Raw genomic sequence first — 17,769 nt, forward strand, 5'->3', positions numbered from 1 at the left:
GGCTACTCCTGGATGTAGATAGTGTCCGAACGCGAACCAGTACCACGGGCGATAGTGCGGTAGGTAGTGGATGTGACCGCTGTGGACTCCAACGCCGCCACACGCGCCGCAAGCGCATCCAACTGCGCCTTCGTCACCGCGTCCTTCGGCCCCACCGCATCACCAACACGCATCGTGCCCGTTCCAGTACGCAACGCCATCGTCAACGGAGTCGGATTGTAGTCAAACTCATATTTCGGGAGAATCCCGTCCACATACGCCTTCGTGGTCGCGTCATCGTCAGCCTGTGGAGTCGCCGTCTTCACCTGCCCGCCCTCCGTGCGCTGCACCAGAGAACCAGCGGTCACAGACTCCGATACCGGCTGTTTGTCCAGCTTGTCAGCCAACCCCGGCACCGTCGGTGCGTCCCACGTACCCGACAGGTCACCGGCAAGCTGCACGCCACCCGCAACCTGCGAAGTAGCGCGCGGAACCGTCGTGAGCGCGTTATCAGCCCGCGTCAACGACTCCCGCACCGGCTGCGACAGTGCTTCACGCGGCCAGCCGTCCTCCGGCGCGCCGACCTGCGCCGACTCCGCAGCCTGCAACGCCGCGTCCCTAGCTTCCTCAGCCCCAAGACGCGCACCACCAGCAGCGTCCGCCGCATTCCGCGCCGACTCCGCCGAACCAGCAGCAGCATCACGAGCCGACCCCGCCGCCTGCGCCGCCGACTCCGCACGCACACGATCAGCCTCAACACGGCCAGCAACCGTAGCCACCGCAGACTGAGACACACCAGCACGCTCCGCGAACCCCTGCGCAGCAGACGCCGACCCCGCAGCATTCTGCTCCGACAGGGCCGCAGCCTGAGCAAACCCCGCAAGCTCCGCGCGAGCCTGGTCAGCAGCGGTAGTCGCGGCCTTACCAGCAGCAGCTTCCGCCCGGTTAGCGTCCTCCTTCGCGGAGGTGGCAGAACCAGCAGCACCCTCAGCCGAAGATGCAGCAGTGTCACGCGCCTGCTCGGCACGCACAGCCGCCGACTCCGCCCGCTCCGTCAAGTCCGTGAACTCGCCGCGCACCAGCGCCAGAGAACCATCCACAACGCGCTGCACCGACGCTTGCGCCTGCACAGCCTCATCCCTAGCGCGCTCAGCACCAGACTCAAACCCCGACGCACGCTGAGCAGACAACTCCGCCTGAGCAGCCGCAGCCTTCGCAGCATTCACCACCGCATTCGACGGCTGATACTCCTCCGAGTTCTCAATCATGTCCGCCAGCGACACAGTGCCCGACTCCGGCAGGTCAAACGTCCACGGCTCAAAAACACCCGGCGCCACAAGCTCAACAGTTGTCCTGCCCGGGTCAAGCTCACCCGTCCTAAACCGGCCAGCCACCAGCGGGTAATCCCGCCGCTCCCTGGTCACAATCCCCGACGTGCCAGTCGCACGCCGCGTCACGGTCGAGAAAACCGTGATAGTGCCATCCGTCGGCTTCAAACCAACATCCTTAATGTCTCCGATCAAGATCGTCATGGGGATACCTCCATATCCGGATTAGTAGGTTCAGGAATCACCGCATCCTCATTCGGAACAGTCACTTCACCAGAGTTATCCAGACGCGAATCCTGCTTTACAACCGTCAACGCCGAAAACTCCGTACCACCGAGCCACCAACGCCAACGAGAAGACCAACACCTCACATCAATCCAATAACCCGGCTCAGGAACCACAACCGTCCGAATAATGACCAGCGAGTCTTCAAACTTTCCTGAAACAGAAGCAGTGGTGTGCTTCGAAAACTCCCGCCCATCCGGCGCGTAAACACGCAGCGTGACAGAAGAACCGTCCGTTTCACCAGGACCCGGAAGCCAACCAGTCTGGTCACACTTAGCCTGAACAAACACCAGCCATGCACCTGGCTCATCCAACACAATTCCCTGCCGAACGCGGTCAATATGAGCCCCCTTATGCGGACCAATCTGCTTATCAAACGGCAGGCGCCGCACTCGCTCACTACCACTCGACCCCCGAGACGTAATATTGAGCGACTGATACGCAGAGCAATATCCACGCAATCCATCGAGCAGGTCTACCCGACTTGTCAGCTTCAACTGCCCATCCTGGAAAGCAGCCGAGACATCCTCCCACCCTTGTGGCTTCTTACCGCTGAAAATATCAAGCAAAGGTTTCATCACCATAGATCGCAACCCCTGCAGAAACCCATTGCGGGCTTCCTCTGCCGCTGCAGTGATACCAGTCAGCTGCCCCCAATTGATGGAGTCGCCATTGATGTTCTGCAGCTTCCCCAGGTCACCGGGGCGCATAGCGCCGGCTGGGACTCCATAGTCTTTCGGTTCTGGCGTCGTCATTGTCCCTCCTCATGCAGTTTCTTGCGGAGCGCTGTTTTCTGCTCGGGTGTCAACGCCGCCATAATCACGTCGATGTCACCCGCCGACTTCGACACCACGTCCTCCGGTGGCACGCCAGGCTCATCAGCCGGCAACCACAAACCGGCCTGGCCCTGCCACCAACCAGCCCCATCAAACGGAGGCTTATAAAACTCCATCTGCAGCTCCGGATGATGGCGAAACCCGCGGCGCCAAAAAATCTGCGACAACTCCGCGGCCGTTTCCTCCGGAAGCCCAAAATCCCCCTTACCGGTAGTGAGCTTCACCCACGCCCACAGCATGAACCGTGTCGGGTCATCCGCGTCATAAGTTGTTTCCAGCGTTGGCAAACTCATTTACAACCACCCATGTTTCTTAAAACTCGACGTCACAGTATTAATTTGGTCAACCGCCCACTCGACCGGGTCACGCAACGGTGGAACACCCAACGTTGCCGTCCACTCCTTCGGAGTATCCGCATCCCACTCAAGACGAAGCTTGCGGCACTGCAGCACCTGCACGTACCCGTCATCTGCTCCCGGCTCCTCACAGCCAATACGGTCACCAATCGTCCAATGACCAAAGCCCGGCGCGCCGATGAGATATGGCGCACCGTCGCCGATGTTGACCTCGAAAGCCCACTGTTCGTTGGTGTCGCGGAACTCTTTCCTCATCGCCAACAGCGCCGACAACGTGTAGGCCTGCCCGGAGTGATGGACGACGTTTTCTGGAAAGTGCGCCCAACCGAGCTTCTTCGAGCGGAGCGGAGATTTGATACTCATCCACGCCAAGAGCCGGTCTTCAAACCACGGGCGGATGATTGATTCAACAACGGAACCGAGCGCTGGCTGGAGAATGAACGAGCCCATGATGTTGAAAATCAGCTTGATGTTCGCACTAATGAGCTCATTGACCCCCGGGGCAGATTTACCGCCGACCGTGACCTGCGCAACGGAAGCAGGCTTGTAGCTGGCGGACACGCTGTTGACCGTGCTGGCCTTGCCGTTAGTGCGGTAGACAACCCAGGGTTGCTCAGGGGCGACGCCCAGGAACCCGGAGACGCTATATTGCGGTGCTCGGCGTGGCTTATCCAAGATAATGCGGGTTTCGTCGACGAGGTTATCGGCGATTTCCAGACCAGTGCGGACAAGACCGGAACCAATCTTGCCGAAAGTGGAGGTCTGCCCGTACCAACCTGATTTATCCACGACGTCAACGACGATCTGGCCGTTACGTTTCAACCCAGCGCCCGGCCACGGCTGAGGGTCACCGATAAGCCAACGGCGACACGTCACCATCAGCCCGCAATCTTCCAGGATTGGTTTAGCGACATCGTGAAAATTCTCGAACTCCGAGTGGATGTACCGCAGCGGACTAGTGTCCGTGGTGAGCAGCGAGGGCTTGACCACCATCTGCCAGCGCTTGTAGTCCAGCGTCGCCAGCCAGGACTCCGGGTCGAGAGGGTCATCCGGAAGCTGCCAGAGCGACCCGTTGAGCCGAAGAAGATTGGCGAAAAGCGTAACCTTTAGCCCCCAGATTGCGTTTGCAAAAAGCGACCACGCATTAGGAATCTGCAACGCTGGTGGGGAAAGCGGATTCGCCCAGCACGGAAAGTGCTTAAACATCTCATAATCGTGGACAAAGTCGACGGTGACCGTGCGGGCTAGATCCTCGTCCTGCGTGAGGGTGCAGTTACTCATCAACCCACCCCACCGCTCCCCCGCGGCGTCAATGGTCAAAACCACGTTCTGTTTTTCACGTTTGCGCCGCTCCCAGCAGAACTTCGCCAGATGATGGTCAAAAGGCAGAACGAGCTGCGCCGGGGCGGTCTCATTCACCTCGATCTCGAAAAAGCCCGCGTACTCGGCGGCCACCACACCGCGAAGCACCATGCCGACCGTTTTGTTTTCCCAAATCCGGATAAGCGGCGGCTCGTCACGGCGGCGACGCCGTTCTTCCCGCGCGGCGATAGCCTGCTCGTAAATATCGTCGAGTTGCTCATCCGATGCGCCTTGCACGGTCACAGCCATGGGGATTGCCACCTCCTTGGGATTCTGATTTCCGCAGTCGCACCGGCGATGTTGGCGAAGGAACCGTACGTTTGGCGGATCCCGTAGGCAATCATGTCGCCGGTGAAATCTGCAATGAGATCGTCAGAAAGAATCGGCACCCAGTCAGGGATGGTTCCCTTCATCCATTCGGAAATCTTCTTCCCGATTTCCTCCGGAGTGATTGCCAAGAATTTATCCAGACCGATTGCCTTCACTAGCTCGCGGAGCTTTTGGGCAATCCACATGCGCCACTGGTACGGCAGCGGAATATCGAGCAGCGGGAACGGGTCAACATACACCGGCAGTCTGGTGTCCGGGGTTCCTGGCGGGATTGGGTACTTGAAGAACTGGCCGTTCAAATCAGCCCACGCCTGGGTGTTGTCGTTGGCCACAACCATCTCCGCACCTGGGTTAGTGTCAACCAGCATGGTGCGGCCGGCCGGCTGGAAGGGCATGAAAATCATGCGGTCAGTGTCGAAATCCTCACCGATAGGCTGGTCTGGAAGTCCAAACTTCGCCGGGGAGGTCAGCACCCACTGCGGCCACGACTCGACGTCGCCATGATTGTTGACGGTGATGCCGTCGCCCGCCCAGTTCGAGCCGTTGAATACGAACTTCTGCCGAAACGGCACCGGCTCGTACCAAAACGGGTCATGGGCGATGACGACCAGTTGGTACGACGCAGCCGCCAGCGAAAAAGGGTCACGATTATCCAAATACTTCGGGCCCTCTTCCAGGCGGACTGTCAGGAGCCGCTTGCCGGACATGGGGGTTGTGACAGCCAGCTTCGTGTCCTTATCCGGGGCGAAAGCGCGCATGAACCGTGACTTGTCATGCGCCCAATCCTCGCCGAAAAAGTCCACATTCAGCACCACATGGCGCTCCATGGTTTTCGAGCCCACATAGCTGCTGCCTGGCTGCCCAACCCTGGCTTTATGAACCGTCTTGATTGGCGGCTCGTAAAACTCGCCCATGTCGCCCTCCATCAGGCGGACACTCCTGCCCCATGACTCAGGGCCATGGATAGGCCACATACTGCCGTCACAGCCCATAACGGTCAGGCCGAATTCCTGAATGTCATCCATTAATGCACTCCAATCTTTCCGGCCGATGCTTTGGCCTGCTCCACGCGATACTTCGCAAAAATGCCGTCGGTGTCATTGGCAATGAAATTGTTGACCACGGCGGCACCATCAGGACTGACTGCAGACATCACTGGCCCCAGATGCTCCTGGGCGATAGCCAATGGCACATCCAGGCCAGTTTGCTGCGCCATGTACCCGACCGGGTTTTCCACGATCTGCTTCATGTCCTGAAACGGCAGAAGCACGCTCCCGAAAATGTCCTTCGAGTACTCTTCGAAAGCATTAGTCACGCCCCAGGCGACTTCGCCTGAGTACCACGCGGCCAGGTCAGTCATTGCCCCGCCAGCTGCTCCGACGACATCACCGGGGGTCATAGGCATGACTTGCCCCAGCATTGCGCCCAGCGGAGCTGCGGCCATGCCAGCTGCCGCGCCACCTGCTGGGCCAAGAGCGCCGGTTACCGGTGCGGTAGCAGAACCCACCATCGCGCCGATGGTCGGCGTGCCAGCCATACCCAGCGCTGACATGCCCGCGGAAAACGCGGAGTCTGTCAGCCCCGAGGCCGCAGACGTCGCCATGTTCCCGGCGAAACTAACCGCCGAGGATGTCACCAACTTCGCAGCGTCAGCCCACGAGTTCTGCGCCATCAACATCGGCAACGCCTCGTTGACCACGTTCTCTAACGAGCCAGCCGCCTGCTCAGGTTGCGCCTTCGCAGGCTCCTGGCCAGTCACCGTCGCCGCGTCCTGGGGCTGCTCCGCTGGCTGCGGTTGCTCACCCTGCGGCTGGGTGTCCTGCATCGCAGGAATCTGGTTGTACACCAGGTCCTCAAACGCCTTCGTCTGCTCCGGCGAAAGCACACGCTCGGGCTTGATGGTGTTCTTCAACATGTGACCAACACCGGAGGCGCGGCCACCAGAGTCATACCAATTATTCGCGCGCCAAAACTCAGCCGCAGCCACCGGAGTGCCGTACCGGTCCTGGATATACCGAGCACCCGCCTCACCCTGCTTCTCCGGGTCAGGTGACCTATCCGGCAGATACTGCTGCAGCGTGCCCGAGGCTGGGTTCAGCTGGAAAAGACCAAACGCACCCGATGACGGGTTCACCGCATTCGGATCCCAATTCGACTCATGCTCGACAATGAAATCAATCGAGTCGAACTGCTCACCGGAATCCCAACCAAACGCCTTCAGGGACTTCTTAACGGCGGCCTTAATCGCATCCACACCCGAAAGTTTCTCTTCGGGCTGTTCTGCCTCCTCCCCTTGCACATCCGGAGATTCGACCGCAGAATCGACCGCCTCTTCCAGGCTGCCCTCATCGACCACCGAACCGTCAGTGCCCGGCGCGGCCTGCTTGCCCTCCGGCAATGCTTCGGCTGTTTTCCCGGCTTCGACAACGGCGTCGTCGTTTTTCCGGTAGTTGAGGAGCTTTTCAGCCCCACCATTGACTGCCTGGAACCAGACACTGCCGAGCTTGAAAATCGGCGGTATCTGGTCAGGGAACCCAGCAATCTGCAAGGCATCACCGATATGGCCGGAAACGAATGCCGCCACGACACTGCCCGCGTAGCCGGACAGTGAGTCACCACCGGGCGGAGTGGCCTGCAGCGAATCTGCAGACGCAGACGCTGCAGGAGACAGTGGCGCGACGTCAGGGTCGGACTCAAACGATGACGCTGTAGCTGATGGTGCCAGTTCATCGCTACCGTCGGCACCTGGGGCAGTGTCGCTGGCAGCGTCGGTTTCGACTGGTGAATCCGGTGACGTGGATGCAGCTGTTGTGCCGCTTCCAGCTGGAATCCACGCGTGGTGCGTGTACTGCGGATGATTGAACCCTGCTGCTGCGGGGCCAACCTTGCCGCCACCCGGGCCACCGCCCATCTCAACATTGGTTCCATCCGGCAGGGTGCCACTGGTATGGCCAAACTGGCCGCCACCATTGTCGTACCAGCCCATACGGAAACTACCCGCAGGCCCAATACCAATATTCGCACCGTGCTGCTGCAGCCACGCCAGCTGCGTACTGGTGGAGAACTTACGCGGCCACGGGTCCATGCCAAGGCCAAATGCTGCCAGAATTCCCTGCGTGTAGGAGCAGTCACCCCACGCGCCACGACGATTCGGGAAATTCTCGTACGGCGCGCCGTCGAGTGGCCGCTCCGCCTGCACGCCACGAACCATCTTGCCGTCAACCAACGCACGATACTCTTGCGCGGTTGGTGGTGTTTCGGCGTTGACGATGTCGTCGAAAACACCGCCGTCGGCGTAGCCAGGCAACTTCGGGAACGTCCCGTTGTTGATTTGCTGCAGTTCCTTGTCGTATTTCGCGGAACTGCGGCGATTGATGATCCACTCACCGGCGTCAAGACGTGCCGCTGGCATGCCATACGAGTCGTAGGCCAGGAACCCGTCGACTTCGTTGGTGCCCGGTCCGGCGGTGGGTAGTCGGTAACCGTCATGTGGCCGGTCCTTGGTGGACAGTGCATCGCGGTAGGTGCCACCGTGCGCGAAGCGTGGGTAGCGCCCACCTCGAGCGAAACGCCCACCATGACTGTTACCGGACTTGTGGTCACGGCGGAACACGTCAATGAAGATGGTCTTGCTGACCAGCTTCCCAAGGAGGTCCTTGACACCACCAAGTTTCTCGATTGCCGCGCGCGTCTCTGCGCTGACCTTCGGCTCGGTTTTCTTGTCGTGAACTTCCTGCAGCCTGCGCTTCGCATCCTCAACCTTCACGTCCAGCTGGTCCTTAGTCAGGTCAGCCAGCGGCGTGGGGCGTTGCGAGTCCAGGTCGAAAATCTGGGCGATTGCGATCTGCTGCTCCGCAGTCAAATCCGCAATGTTGAGGTTTGCTGCCGGAGTCGGGCGCTGACCATCGAGCAGGCCAACCTTGTTCAACGCATCAATGTGCTGCGCATTCAGGCCGTCGATGTTCATGCTGGCCCACGGCATCGGACGCTTCAAATCCAGCGTGTAAAGCTGCGCCTTAGCGAAATCATCGGTTGCAAACAGCGCACTGGCGTCGAGGTCTGCCTTCGGCCGAGCAGTCTTACCATTCAGGTTGTCAATGGTCGTATTGACCGTGCCGGTCTTGGCATCCAGCAGAATCGTGTCGAGGTCAACCTTGGGGTTAGCTGACATGGTCGACAGCCACTCAAGGTCGCCACGGGCGATTTCACCGTCGCGGCGGAACTCATCCATGATGAGGTGCGCCGTCGGGTTCGTGGTCGACACGTCCAGCTGGTCGAGAATCGACCGTGCCTCTTCCGAGGACACCTTGACCTGGTCGGTGTTGAGAAATGCGTCCATCTGGGCGGTTTTACCGTCCATGTCCGGCATTCCGTGGTTGACCCACCAGTCGTAGCGGGCAACTGCCTGCTCATCTTTGGCGGTGATGGTGACCTCGCCGGTCTGCTCGTCGACGACCTTGACCTTCATGCCAAAGTCTTCGAGCTTCTTGCGAGCACCCTCGTCACTAACAATCAATCTTGTTTCGAGAGACTTACCGTCCAGCTCCTTGAACTTCGCAGCTACCGTCGCGAGCTCCATATTCGCCCGGTCGGCCTTGAGATCCACAATCGTTTGAATCTGCTCCGGCGTCATCTGGTAGGCCTTGAGCAGCTTCTGGAATTCGGCGTCAGTCATGCCCAGCGATTGCTGCAGGCTATCCAGCACACCGGAGGACTGCGCCCACACATCCTTGATGTCATTGCCAGCCGCGACGCTGTCGGCCATGGTGTCACCAAGAGTTTGCAGCTCATTGTGGGCTGCAGCGCCCGCTGTTGTCGTCGTGTCCAGCAGGCCATTGGCCTTCATGGTGGCGCCAGCAAACGTTTCCATCTTGCCGGACACCTGGTCCACGACCTTCGTCAGTTCCGCCGATGCGTCAGCGGCCGACAGTTCCACGCCAGCAAGTTCCATGAACGCACGACGCAGCTTGTTAGCCCGCTCGCCCGCGTCACCGGTCTTACCGGCAAGTTCCTCAATCGTCGCAGCAGCATTCGCAGCAGCCGGCCCCACACGATCGAGTGAACCCTGCGCGCGGTTGTACTCATCACGCAGTTTCTGCATCTGCGCGGCAGCTTCAGCGCCACCCTCACCAGACTCAATCAGCTTCCGTTTGAAAGCCTCAAACTGGGCAGACGAACCCGTCAGCTGCTGGGCAAGCTCCTCATTAGACAGGCCAAGCCGCTTAATAGCTTCCGCAGCGCGGCCAGCCGAATCCGAAGAATCACGCCACTGCTCATCAGCGAACTTTGTCTCCTGGGAAATAGTTCCCATGGCCTTACCGATGTTGTGCCCCGCCTCGTTGACGGCAATGCCGACGCGGGACATCCAGCCCGGGCCGTTGCTGGCCAGCTGCTCCAGATGCGACTGCACATCCTGAACGCTGCTGCCCATTGCAGCGACAACGTCGCCGCCGGAAGCCATGGCGCTGAACATATCGCGGAACGCACTGGATGCAAGCGTGGCGGAGCGGGCAGCCTCGTCTTGGAAGCGGTTGTACTTCTGGGTCTCTGCGATAAGCGTCGTTACGACTGCAGTGCCGGCAGCCAACGCTGCTCCCCATGGTCCGCCAAACAGGTTGATGATGCCCTTGGCTCCGGCCTTCATGGTCTGCAGGCCAGCGCCAGCGATGCCACCGGCTACAGATCCGAACCGCTGCAGGCTAGCCGCGGCCTTATGGCCGACGGATTGCGCCATGTAGTCGATAGTGGTGAAAGCGTCCTTAGACCACATGGCGTTGATGCGCGCTTCAACAGCGGCGGTCTTATGCGCCTTGGCCATCTTCAGCAGCGACACCGAGCCACGCTCATAGCCGCGTGCCATGTTCTGGATAGCCTGATTCGAGGATGTGCCCAGGTACTGCAGCTGCGCCTCAAACTTGGTGATTTCCTGCCCACTAGCACGGTAGTAGGCCTGGATATCCTTAACGCCTTGCTGCATCGACGAGCGGGACTCAGCCATAGCGGTCTTCTGCTTCGTCACCGCATCGGTGACCTTGCCGACCACACCCGGCAACGTCTTAAAGCCTGCCCAGGCTGCCACGGCTGCAGTCACGGCCGCTGGGTGCGACTCCATGAACGACGAAATCGCCTCTAGCGGCGGGGTCAACGCCTTTGCCGCGACGGCAGTGGTCTGCAGTGCAGTCAAGAACAGGTTCCAGGTACCCACGCCGAGCGCACCGGCAGCTTGTGCCGCAGACGCACCAATGCTCACCAACGACGGAGCAAGCCCCTTACCGGCCTCCCACAACTGACGGAACACCTCAGTCGTGCGGGCAACAGTCGCAGAATGCATGAATGCTTGAAACGCATCCACCGCCGAACTGGCGAGATTCTGTAGCCCGGGCACCACTGTCGACGTCAGATAGGCATCGAACGTTTCCATGACCGGCTTAGCGCGCGCGTTCATCGCATCAAGCGCGTCGGTGACACCCTTGAAACCGCCGGCGGCCTGGTTGAAAAATGGTCCTGCGATAGTGGCGCCGAGCCTGCCGGCCGCAGCGCCCATGTTGCGGAACGCGCCCTCGACGGTATTACCCGCTTCAAGCGCAGCGCCGCCCATGCCACGTTCCATAGCGTTCTGGAACGTCGCGAAATCAATCTGCCCCTTAGTGACCATGTCGCTGATCTCTGCAGAGGTCTTACCAAGTTCTTCCCCGAGGAGTTGCAGGACAGGAACGCCGCGGGAAAGCAGCTGCATCATGTCGTCGCCCTGCAGTTTGCCGCGGGCTGCGACGGAGTTGAAAATCTGGCCCATCTCACCCATCGACGCACCGGCGATGGTGGCGGTGTCGCCAACGATCTTCAGGGTGCGCTCGAGTTCCTGGCCAGGTTTAATACCGGCTGCGACAGCGCCTGCGGCAGCGGTGGCGGCTTCTTCAAGCCCAAAGCTGGTGCCCTTCACCGACGCCAGCGCGTTGTCCATGATGGACCCCACAGACGACGCAGAATGGCCGAGGCCGCGGAGCTTGGCTTCCGCCTGCTCGATACCGTTCAACCGGCCAACGCCCTTGGTAAGCCCGGCGCCAAGCGCCGCACCGGCTGCCACACCGACACCGACAGCGGATTTCTTCAGGGCACTGCCCATGCCGGAGGACAGCTTCTGGCCCATCGATTCGCCCGACTTCGACGCGGACTTTTCTGCCCCACCCATCGCCTTGTTGATACCCGGGGCGATTTTGCTGGTCTCCGGGATGATGGAGATATAGGCAGCTGCGATTTCGACGGCCATGGCGTCCTCCTAGGGCTTGTTTTGCCGCTGGAGTTTCCTCCGGCGTGCGAGTTCGGCGCGGGTATTTTGCAGTTCGGCAGCATTCTTCGGGCCATTCCTGGCGCGTCGTTGCCGCTCGACAGCTTCTTTCAGCTGGTCGATAACTGGGCGTGGCTTCGGCGCGGTCTTCCTACGCGCTCGTTGCCAGTTCGCCCATGCCAGCGTGTCGATGGTGTTCATCAACAGCTGGTTTTTCGGCGCCTTGTACTCCGCTAGCGGGTCATCAAGACGCCTTACCGCGCTGCCTTCCGGCGCCCATGCGAGAAACGCTTTCAGCTCAGCCCACGACAATGCTGGGCTTCCGAGCTGGTGAATAGAGCGCCCTTTCTCAATGAGGTCGTACGTCAGCGCGGTTTTAAACCCTGGTCGGTGTAGAAGCCCGGCCAGGACTAGGATTCCCCCAGCGGGACATCAGTGAGTCGATTCCACTCATTCCACAGCTGGACCTTTTCACCGAAAACTAGGTTGTCAACGAACCACTTGGCGTCGTCGATACCCAGCTCGGTGATGAAGAAGTCGAACGCTTCGCTGACTGGTCGGCGGCCGTCTTCCAGGAGCTTGTCGTCCGGGTTGTCCTTAAACCACTTAGCGAACGTCGCGTAGGTCTCATCGTCGATGAACTCCATGCGCGGCACAGAGAACGTCTTCGACTTGCCGTCCTTGGTCGGGATTTCACACGTGAACTGAGTACGGGCGTCCCATGCTGGTACGAATTCGAAAGCCATGAGGGGTCTCCTTAATAAGAGTTAGGAAAAATTTGGAGGGGTTACATGAGGGGTTGGTGGGGTCACCCCAGGCCGTCGTCAGCTGAACCCCTCATGAAAAGCTGACGACACACAGTGGCCTGGGGTGAGAGCGACGGTTAGGACTCCGTCGGGTTGATCTTGAGGGTGAGGGTGCGCTGCGCGGTGGCGCCAGCACCGTCGGAGACACGGACGGTGAAGGACTCCTCACCGGAGCCGGTCGGGGTTCCCGAGAGCTTGCCGTTCTCAGCGAGAGTCAGGCCTGCCGGCAGGGAGCCGACTGCGGTGAACTTGTAGTTACCGTCACCGCCGGATGCCTGCAGGGTGGCGGTGTACGACTTGCCCTGGGTTGCCGGGGAAATCACAGCGGTGGTGATACCGAACTGTGCTACCTCACCGTCGGCGGTGCTGATCGAGTAGTACTCGTACATCACGTTGCCGGCGGCATCTGGGAAGCACTTGGTGGTGACCTCGTACATCACGATGTCCTGGTGAGTGTTCTGAATATCGCCTAGGTTGACGACCTGGCCAATCGGGATGACCTGGCGCTTGGTGCCCTGGTCGGTCAGGTGCTCAGCAACAAAGACGGAGCGCGGCAGCTTCTTCTTGTTGTGCAGAACCTTGAAGCCCTCGCTCGTCTCCTGGACGTTGTCATCGCCGAAGACGGTCTTGAGTACGTCGATGTTGGCGGACTCGTAGAGCGTGGCGGTGAGCTCCTGGCCGTAGTCGGTCTGCAGGGTGTAGGCGATGTCGCCGCCGTAGGACTTCTTGTCCTCGGTATCACGGGTGATGGCCTGGGTCAGGCCGTCCTCGCCGACGATGCCGAGATCAGCGAATGCCGGGTCAAGCTCGGACATGGTGTCTTCCGGCAGGGCGGTGTTCAGCGGTGCGCGGAACAGCACACCGTTCTTGCCGGGGTTGGTTGACGTGATGTTGTTGACGTTTGCCATTTTTGCCTCCTTGGGGCATGAGAAAAGCCCCACGCGACGCGCAGGGCTTAAGTAAACGAATCGTTGGTTACTGGTTAGTCAGCAGCGATATGAGGAGCTGGCCGGAATACTGAAACCGCACCAGGTTTTCCCGATCAGGGTCGAGGAACCGCTGTGGCGCAGCGTATTCCCGCCACCCGCGCAACCTGTGGCCGGAAAGGCGCATGCCCTTCCATGACTCATCGCGGAGCGCCTGGCGAATCAGCCCGGCGACCTGCTCGGCTTCGTATTCCGTTTCTGCATAGACCTGGACCGACATCGTTGCCGCATCGGTGATACGGTTCGGCGTCGCCCCTCCAACCCGCGTGACCACGACATGCGGGAACTTCGGCTGCCGCGGGTACCGAGTGCTCACTCGAATACCGCCGCAGATTCTGTGCAGCAGGTCGATAAACGCTTTTTGGGCTTGTGGGTCAGCTTCCCGCATTGATGTTCCTCAATAGCGTGTTGTTCTTCGCGTTATCGCGAGCAGCCTTGTAGTTAGTCGTGATGACCGATGCGCGGTGACGAGACTTGCCCTCATAGGGGCTGGATTCGTACCCGTCGCCGCAGGCGTCAGCGATACGCGCGGCACGTGAGTCAACCTCTGCCGCCACTGCGGGCAGGCGACGAATCTCCTCAAATGCCTTGATGTTGTACTTGATTTTCATCTAGCCCTCCATTCGCTTACAGCGGCACTCGACCAGGCCCGGCGAAAACCACGGGTTGGATTCCCAGTTCCCCGGCGGGGCGGCCAGCTCGTAGACCATTCCATCGACCTCGATGCGGTCACGGTCGGTGATGCCAGCTTCCACGGGGGCGTAGACCACCGCATCAAACTCCGCGGCCTCAGGGTGCGACGCGGTGACTGCCGGTGTGCCGCCTTTTTGCACCGCAAACACCATGACCTTGTCCTTGGTGTAGCGATGAAGAGGGTTGCCATACGGGTCTGTTGCCCCGTCTTCGTGGCGGTGCACCGTCACAGGAATCGTGCAGGGAAATACGTCCGCTACCATCCGGTTGCCTCCATACTCACTGCCCGGTCAGCGCTGAAATCCTGCAACGCGGATTCCAGCATCTGCCGTTCCTGGCCGGAAAGGAACAAGTCTCCGTCCGGATTTCGCCACGACGTGGACTGCGAGAATGACCCCGCAGTGGCTTGCTGCTGTGTGATACCGCCCCGGTCAGTTGCGGCCAGCGCTCGCTTCGCCATAGACACCGACACCAGCGCGAGAACCTTCCGAAGATTCTCGTCCGGGGTAGCCGGGATTTGCGGGTAGCTTGCCCGCAGCCATGCGTCCGCGTCGTCTAGAACAGCCTCGATGGCGTCATCTGTGACCGTGGCGGGGGCGGTCTGCCACCGCAGGCGAACGTCCCTAGAGGTGGCAAACATACGCTACCCCGCAGACAGGCCGTTGAGCTTCACCATGGCCAGCGGGTCGGTGACGCCGAACGCGACGGTCGCCCAGGTCTGGGACCAGGTCGTCTGAGTCGAGGCGTCACGCCACGTCTCGGTCGAGATCGGGGACTCGACACCCATGACGCCGACCATGCCAGCCTGCAGCACCAGACCCTCGCCCTTCTTCATGGCGTTGGTGGAGTGCAGAGTCAGGCCGAAGGTGCCCAGCATCTCCTGGTAGTTGCCGACACCGAGAAGCAGCTTCAGGTTCTTAGCGTCAACCGGGTTGAGCACCAGAGTGTCAGCACTGTAGCCAAGGTCAGTCTGCTCGATAGCAAGCTGCGCGTCCAGCAGGTTGCTGATGACTTCGCCCTCGCCGGTCTTCGCGGTCTTCGCGGTTGCTGCGACCTCGGCGGCCTTATCCCAGCCACCGGACGCCACGCTCAGGGTGCCGTCAATCTTGTCGATTGCCTCTGTCAGAGCCGAAATGCCGCGCTCGTCCAGATCCTTCACCATGGTGTTGGAGACCTGGGAAATCTTGCGCTGCAGCAGCATCGCATCATTGCGGATACGTGCCTCATCGGTGACACCGAACTTGCCACCGGTCTTCTGGACACGAGCGACAACCGGCTCACCATCAGGGGTGTGCAGCACCGGGAACTCAGAGCCCGGCGCGACAATGCCCGGCTTGTCCGTTGCGGTCGGCGTGTTCTTGACCAGCTGGTCAAACAGCAGCGCACCGCCGGTGGTGGTGACGTTGCCGAAGATGACCTTCGACAGGAGGTCTCGCTCAACTAGCTGCGCCGCATAGTTGTCGATGCGGGTCGGCTCGTTGAGCATCATGTCGATGGTGATAGCCCCGTTTTCAACGTTGGGACCGGAAAGCGGGAACATTGGGTCACGTGCCATTGTGTTTCCTCCTTAGTTCAGGGCGACCGTTACGGTGCCGTTAGCGGCCTTGGTTACAGCGATGCCAGCGACGGGGCCGTCGGTTGCCTTCTTCGCCTTGCCACCGGCAGCGGTGGAGATCTTGTCTCCTACGGCGATAGCGCCGGAGGCGACCAGCTCGTAAATACCGAGGCGGTAGATGGTGAAGTGTTCGCCGTTCTTGGCGTCGTGGGCTGCGACACCGAACGCATCTGCGTCGGCGGTAGCTGCCTTGACGACGGGGTTACGCCCTTCCATGTCGGCGGCGATGATGACGAAGGTGCCCTGGGCGATGTCGCCCTGGGCCTTGCCGGTGATGTTGGTTGCTGGGGTGAAATGCATCGGCGTGGAAGCCATTGCGTCCTCCAATCAGGTTGAAATGGAAAATGGCCAGCCGGGTTTAGACTGGCCATCCTGCAGGGAATGCGTTTGGTGGAGTTTCCGGCTCCGAGCGGACTGCGGCACCGAGCTGCTCCACCGGGGTGTTTGACGGTGGTCGGGTCTGTTCCTTCTGCATCGCTGCGAGCCGCTTGGCGCGGTCTTCGATTTCTTCTGGGCTGCCTGAGCCTAGAAGGTCGTGGTTTTCCTCGGCGATGCCGTAGCGGGCTGCCAGCCGAAGGCGGGTGTTTTCGGCCTCCAGGGCCTTGAATGCGTCTTCTTGGCTGGCTAGGCGCTCGGTGGCCTTTTGCAGTTCCGTCTTTTCTGCTTCCTGCTGGGTGCGCCAGCTCTCCGCGTCTGCTCGCAGTTCGTTGCGTTCGGTGCGGTAGCGTGCTGCTTCGCGTCGTGCTTCCTCGAGTTCCTTTCGGAAGTGCTCGGGCACGGGCTGCGCATCAGTATTGGCCGGTTCCTCCTGGGTTCCGGTGTGCGCCACCTGCTCGGCGCTGGCTTCGGTGGCGGTGTTTTCCTCCGACATGAGTTACCTCCTGGGTAAATCTGTTTTCGGGCATAAGAAAACCCCGCCACCACTTCTTGTGGTGCGGGGTAGTGCCATGGCGGGGACTCGCACTCCCGCAAATGTGGCTACTCCATGGCTATTTAGCAGTACTTAAAGTTCACCGTATTAGCGGTATTTTCAAATACATAAGTGTTTAATTCAGACCATTACTTGTATTGTTTTCCCATACGATATGGCCGCCACTGGCTCTCGCAATAACTTCTGCCGAATCAGGTGCTCGTAATACGGCTTTATCATCAAAAGCTGTAGCCACATATTTAAAAAGTCGTGAAGCTGCCCCTTTGTCTGACTGCTCATACACATCGACCACGGTTTCATACTCGTCGATATCCGGCTTCAAATCCCAGAAAGCAGTGACGTAGGCCCCGCCTGGAGTTCCAAACCGAAATGTCAAGTCATCATCTTCATCAACAGAAAGAGCGGTGCACTCTCCGACTTGCTTGAAGAGATTAATTACGTCTCTAATTCCTGCATCAGATTCAAAAGAAGTACTGTCAGCCACGAGTTTTCTTCACCACCTTCCGATCACGAGTGATAATAGTTACCTGCTTAACTCGAGTATACCGTGCCATCGCTCTATCTACCTGGAGAATTGCTTCGTCGACTGGAATGCTAGACCGATGGAGGTCAATAATTAGAGTCGCACTTTGTTTACTGCCGTTTCTCACCAATTGATAGATGGTTTCTTTACCACTTCCTTGTGGAGCTTTTATCTCTACCTTGATGCCGTCGATTATGCAGTCTGCAGTTTTACTAGTATTACTTCGCGGAATTAGCTCAACAACATGGCCCTGAGATACCAAAAAACTGTATGTTTTCGTCTCATGAGCAGCAGGCTTAACTCCGTTAAGACTTAACTTTCCCTGTCTTTGCGTTTCACTGGTTGCCCTCAACTTGACTTTCCCTGAGTGCACCGCCTTTTGCCACCGATTCCACTGATTATCGACAGGCCGCCCGTCCTCCCATGTTGCCTCCCGCCAGGCTGCTTGCAACCG

General features: G+C 59.6%; 18 protein-coding genes. All 18 read right to left on the minus strand.

Annotation, left to right across the window (positions count from 1 at the left end; all coding sequences use genetic code 11):
- Window positions 1–2: 2 nt before the first annotated feature.
- Window positions 3–1,511, minus strand: a complete 1,509-nt coding sequence (locus HMPREF2847_RS08700; RefSeq protein WP_070852163.1) for a hypothetical protein — start codon at window positions 1,509–1,511, stop codon at window positions 3–5.
- On the minus strand, window positions 1,508–2,347 hold the full coding sequence (locus HMPREF2847_RS08705) for a hypothetical protein (RefSeq protein WP_070437674.1): 840 nt from the start codon (window positions 2,345–2,347) through the stop codon (window positions 1,508–1,510). Before HMPREF2847_RS08705 ends, HMPREF2847_RS08700 begins: the two co-directional genes overlap by 4 nt.
- Complete coding sequence (locus tag HMPREF2847_RS08710) at window positions 2,344–2,721, minus strand: phage gene 29 protein family protein (RefSeq protein WP_070852164.1); 378 nt, start codon at window positions 2,719–2,721, stop codon at window positions 2,344–2,346. Before HMPREF2847_RS08710 ends, HMPREF2847_RS08705 begins: the two co-directional genes overlap by 4 nt.
- On the minus strand, window positions 2,722–4,395 hold the full coding sequence (locus tag HMPREF2847_RS08715; protein ID WP_070852165.1) for a Gp37-like protein: 1,674 nt from the start codon (window positions 4,393–4,395) through the stop codon (window positions 2,722–2,724).
- Window positions 4,386–5,501, minus strand: coding sequence for a phage tail family protein (locus tag HMPREF2847_RS08720; RefSeq protein WP_070852166.1), 1,116 nt, complete (start codon window positions 5,499–5,501; stop codon window positions 4,386–4,388). Before HMPREF2847_RS08720 ends, HMPREF2847_RS08715 begins: the two co-directional genes overlap by 10 nt.
- Window positions 5,501–11,743 (minus strand): aggregation-promoting factor C-terminal-like domain-containing protein, encoded by a 6,243-nt coding sequence (locus HMPREF2847_RS08725; RefSeq protein WP_070852167.1) that lies wholly within the window; start codon window positions 11,741–11,743, stop codon window positions 5,501–5,503. Before HMPREF2847_RS08725 ends, HMPREF2847_RS08720 begins: the two co-directional genes overlap by 1 nt.
- 9 nt (window positions 11,744–11,752) lie before the next feature.
- Window positions 11,753–12,073 carry a hypothetical protein gene (locus HMPREF2847_RS08730; protein ID WP_053412710.1) on the minus strand — a complete coding sequence of 107 codons (321 nt, stop codon included), beginning with the start codon at window positions 12,071–12,073 and terminating at the stop codon, window positions 11,753–11,755.
- A 98-nt stretch (window positions 12,074–12,171) separates the two neighbouring features.
- Complete coding sequence (locus HMPREF2847_RS08735) at window positions 12,172–12,507, minus strand: hypothetical protein (RefSeq protein ID WP_070437689.1); 336 nt, start codon at window positions 12,505–12,507, stop codon at window positions 12,172–12,174.
- Between the two features lie 137 nt (window positions 12,508–12,644).
- On the minus strand, window positions 12,645–13,475 hold the full coding sequence (locus tag HMPREF2847_RS08740) for an Ig domain-containing protein (RefSeq protein WP_070852168.1): 831 nt from the start codon (window positions 13,473–13,475) through the stop codon (window positions 12,645–12,647).
- A gap of 67 nt (window positions 13,476–13,542) precedes the next feature.
- A complete protein-coding gene (locus HMPREF2847_RS08745; protein WP_168168377.1) occupies window positions 13,543–13,869 on the minus strand; it encodes a tail completion protein gp17 in 327 nt (108 codons plus the stop codon).
- Window positions 13,870–13,927: 58 nt separating this feature from the next.
- Entirely contained in the window at window positions 13,928–14,164 is a 237-nt protein-coding gene (locus HMPREF2847_RS08750) for a hypothetical protein (RefSeq protein ID WP_053412714.1), read from the minus strand.
- Window positions 14,165–14,509 (minus strand): hypothetical protein, encoded by a 345-nt coding sequence (locus HMPREF2847_RS08755; protein ID WP_070437692.1) that lies wholly within the window; start codon window positions 14,507–14,509, stop codon window positions 14,165–14,167. It abuts the gene before it with no gap.
- A complete protein-coding gene (locus HMPREF2847_RS08760) occupies window positions 14,503–14,886 on the minus strand; it encodes a Gp19/Gp15/Gp42 family protein (protein WP_070437695.1) in 384 nt (127 codons plus the stop codon). The genes HMPREF2847_RS08755 and HMPREF2847_RS08760 overlap by 7 nt, the downstream gene beginning before the upstream one ends.
- A 3-nt stretch (window positions 14,887–14,889) precedes the next feature.
- Window positions 14,890–15,801, minus strand: a complete 912-nt coding sequence (locus HMPREF2847_RS08765; RefSeq protein WP_070437698.1) for a major capsid protein — start codon at window positions 15,799–15,801, stop codon at window positions 14,890–14,892.
- A 12-nt stretch (window positions 15,802–15,813) separates the two neighbouring features.
- Complete coding sequence (locus tag HMPREF2847_RS08770) at window positions 15,814–16,176, minus strand: DUF2190 family protein (protein ID WP_070852169.1); 363 nt, start codon at window positions 16,174–16,176, stop codon at window positions 15,814–15,816.
- A 43-nt stretch (window positions 16,177–16,219) separates the two neighbouring features.
- On the minus strand, window positions 16,220–16,732 hold the full coding sequence (locus HMPREF2847_RS08775; protein ID WP_070852170.1) for a hypothetical protein: 513 nt from the start codon (window positions 16,730–16,732) through the stop codon (window positions 16,220–16,222).
- Between the two features lie 175 nt (window positions 16,733–16,907).
- Window positions 16,908–17,276 carry a hypothetical protein gene (locus tag HMPREF2847_RS11500; RefSeq protein WP_141739559.1) on the minus strand — a complete coding sequence of 123 codons (369 nt, stop codon included), beginning with the start codon at window positions 17,274–17,276 and terminating at the stop codon, window positions 16,908–16,910.
- A partial coding sequence (locus HMPREF2847_RS11620; protein WP_210401626.1) for a CdiA C-terminal domain-containing protein occupies window positions 17,269–17,769 on the minus strand: 501 nt, incomplete at its 5' end. The genes HMPREF2847_RS11500 and HMPREF2847_RS11620, both read right to left, overlap by 8 nt.

It is taken from the genome of Corynebacterium sp. HMSC074C03 (assembly GCF_001838285.1).
GTDB lineage: Bacteria > Actinomycetota > Actinomycetes > Mycobacteriales > Mycobacteriaceae > Corynebacterium > Corynebacterium amycolatum.

Bases quoted from the DNA above. Each gene is read 5' to 3' on its own strand.
- HMPREF2847_RS08715 (WP_070852165.1), bottom strand. From the start codon at position 4,395: ATGGCTGTGACCGTGCAAGGCGCATCGGATGAGCAACTCGACGATATT.
- HMPREF2847_RS08740 (WP_070852168.1), bottom strand. From the start codon at position 13,475: ATGGCAAACGTCAACAACATCACGTCAACCAACCCCGGCAAGAACGGT.
- HMPREF2847_RS08710 (WP_070852164.1), bottom strand. From the start codon at position 2,721: ATGAGTTTGCCAACGCTGGAAACAACTTATGACGCGGATGACCCGACA.
- HMPREF2847_RS08735 (WP_070437689.1), bottom strand. From the start codon at position 12,507: ATGGCTTTCGAATTCGTACCAGCATGGGACGCCCGTACTCAGTTCACG.
- HMPREF2847_RS08760 (WP_070437695.1), bottom strand. From the start codon at position 14,886: ATGTTTGCCACCTCTAGGGACGTTCGCCTGCGGTGGCAGACCGCCCCC.
- HMPREF2847_RS08765 (WP_070437698.1), bottom strand. From the start codon at position 15,801: ATGGCACGTGACCCAATGTTCCCGCTTTCCGGTCCCAACGTTGAAAAC.
- HMPREF2847_RS08770 (WP_070852169.1), bottom strand. From the start codon at position 16,176: ATGGCTTCCACGCCGATGCATTTCACCCCAGCAACCAACATCACCGGC.
- HMPREF2847_RS08700 (WP_070852163.1), bottom strand. From the start codon at position 1,511: ATGACGATCTTGATCGGAGACATTAAGGATGTTGGTTTGAAGCCGACG.
- HMPREF2847_RS08750 (WP_053412714.1), bottom strand. From the start codon at position 14,164: ATGAAAATCAAGTACAACATCAAGGCATTTGAGGAGATTCGTCGCCTG.
- HMPREF2847_RS08775 (WP_070852170.1), bottom strand. From the start codon at position 16,732: ATGTCGGAGGAAAACACCGCCACCGAAGCCAGCGCCGAGCAGGTGGCG.
- HMPREF2847_RS08705 (WP_070437674.1), bottom strand. From the start codon at position 2,347: ATGACGACGCCAGAACCGAAAGACTATGGAGTCCCAGCCGGCGCTATG.
- HMPREF2847_RS08720 (WP_070852166.1), bottom strand. From the start codon at position 5,501: ATGGATGACATTCAGGAATTCGGCCTGACCGTTATGGGCTGTGACGGC.
- HMPREF2847_RS08725 (WP_070852167.1), bottom strand. From the start codon at position 11,743: ATGGCCGTCGAAATCGCAGCTGCCTATATCTCCATCATCCCGGAGACC.
- HMPREF2847_RS08755 (WP_070437692.1), bottom strand. From the start codon at position 14,509: ATGGTAGCGGACGTATTTCCCTGCACGATTCCTGTGACGGTGCACCGC.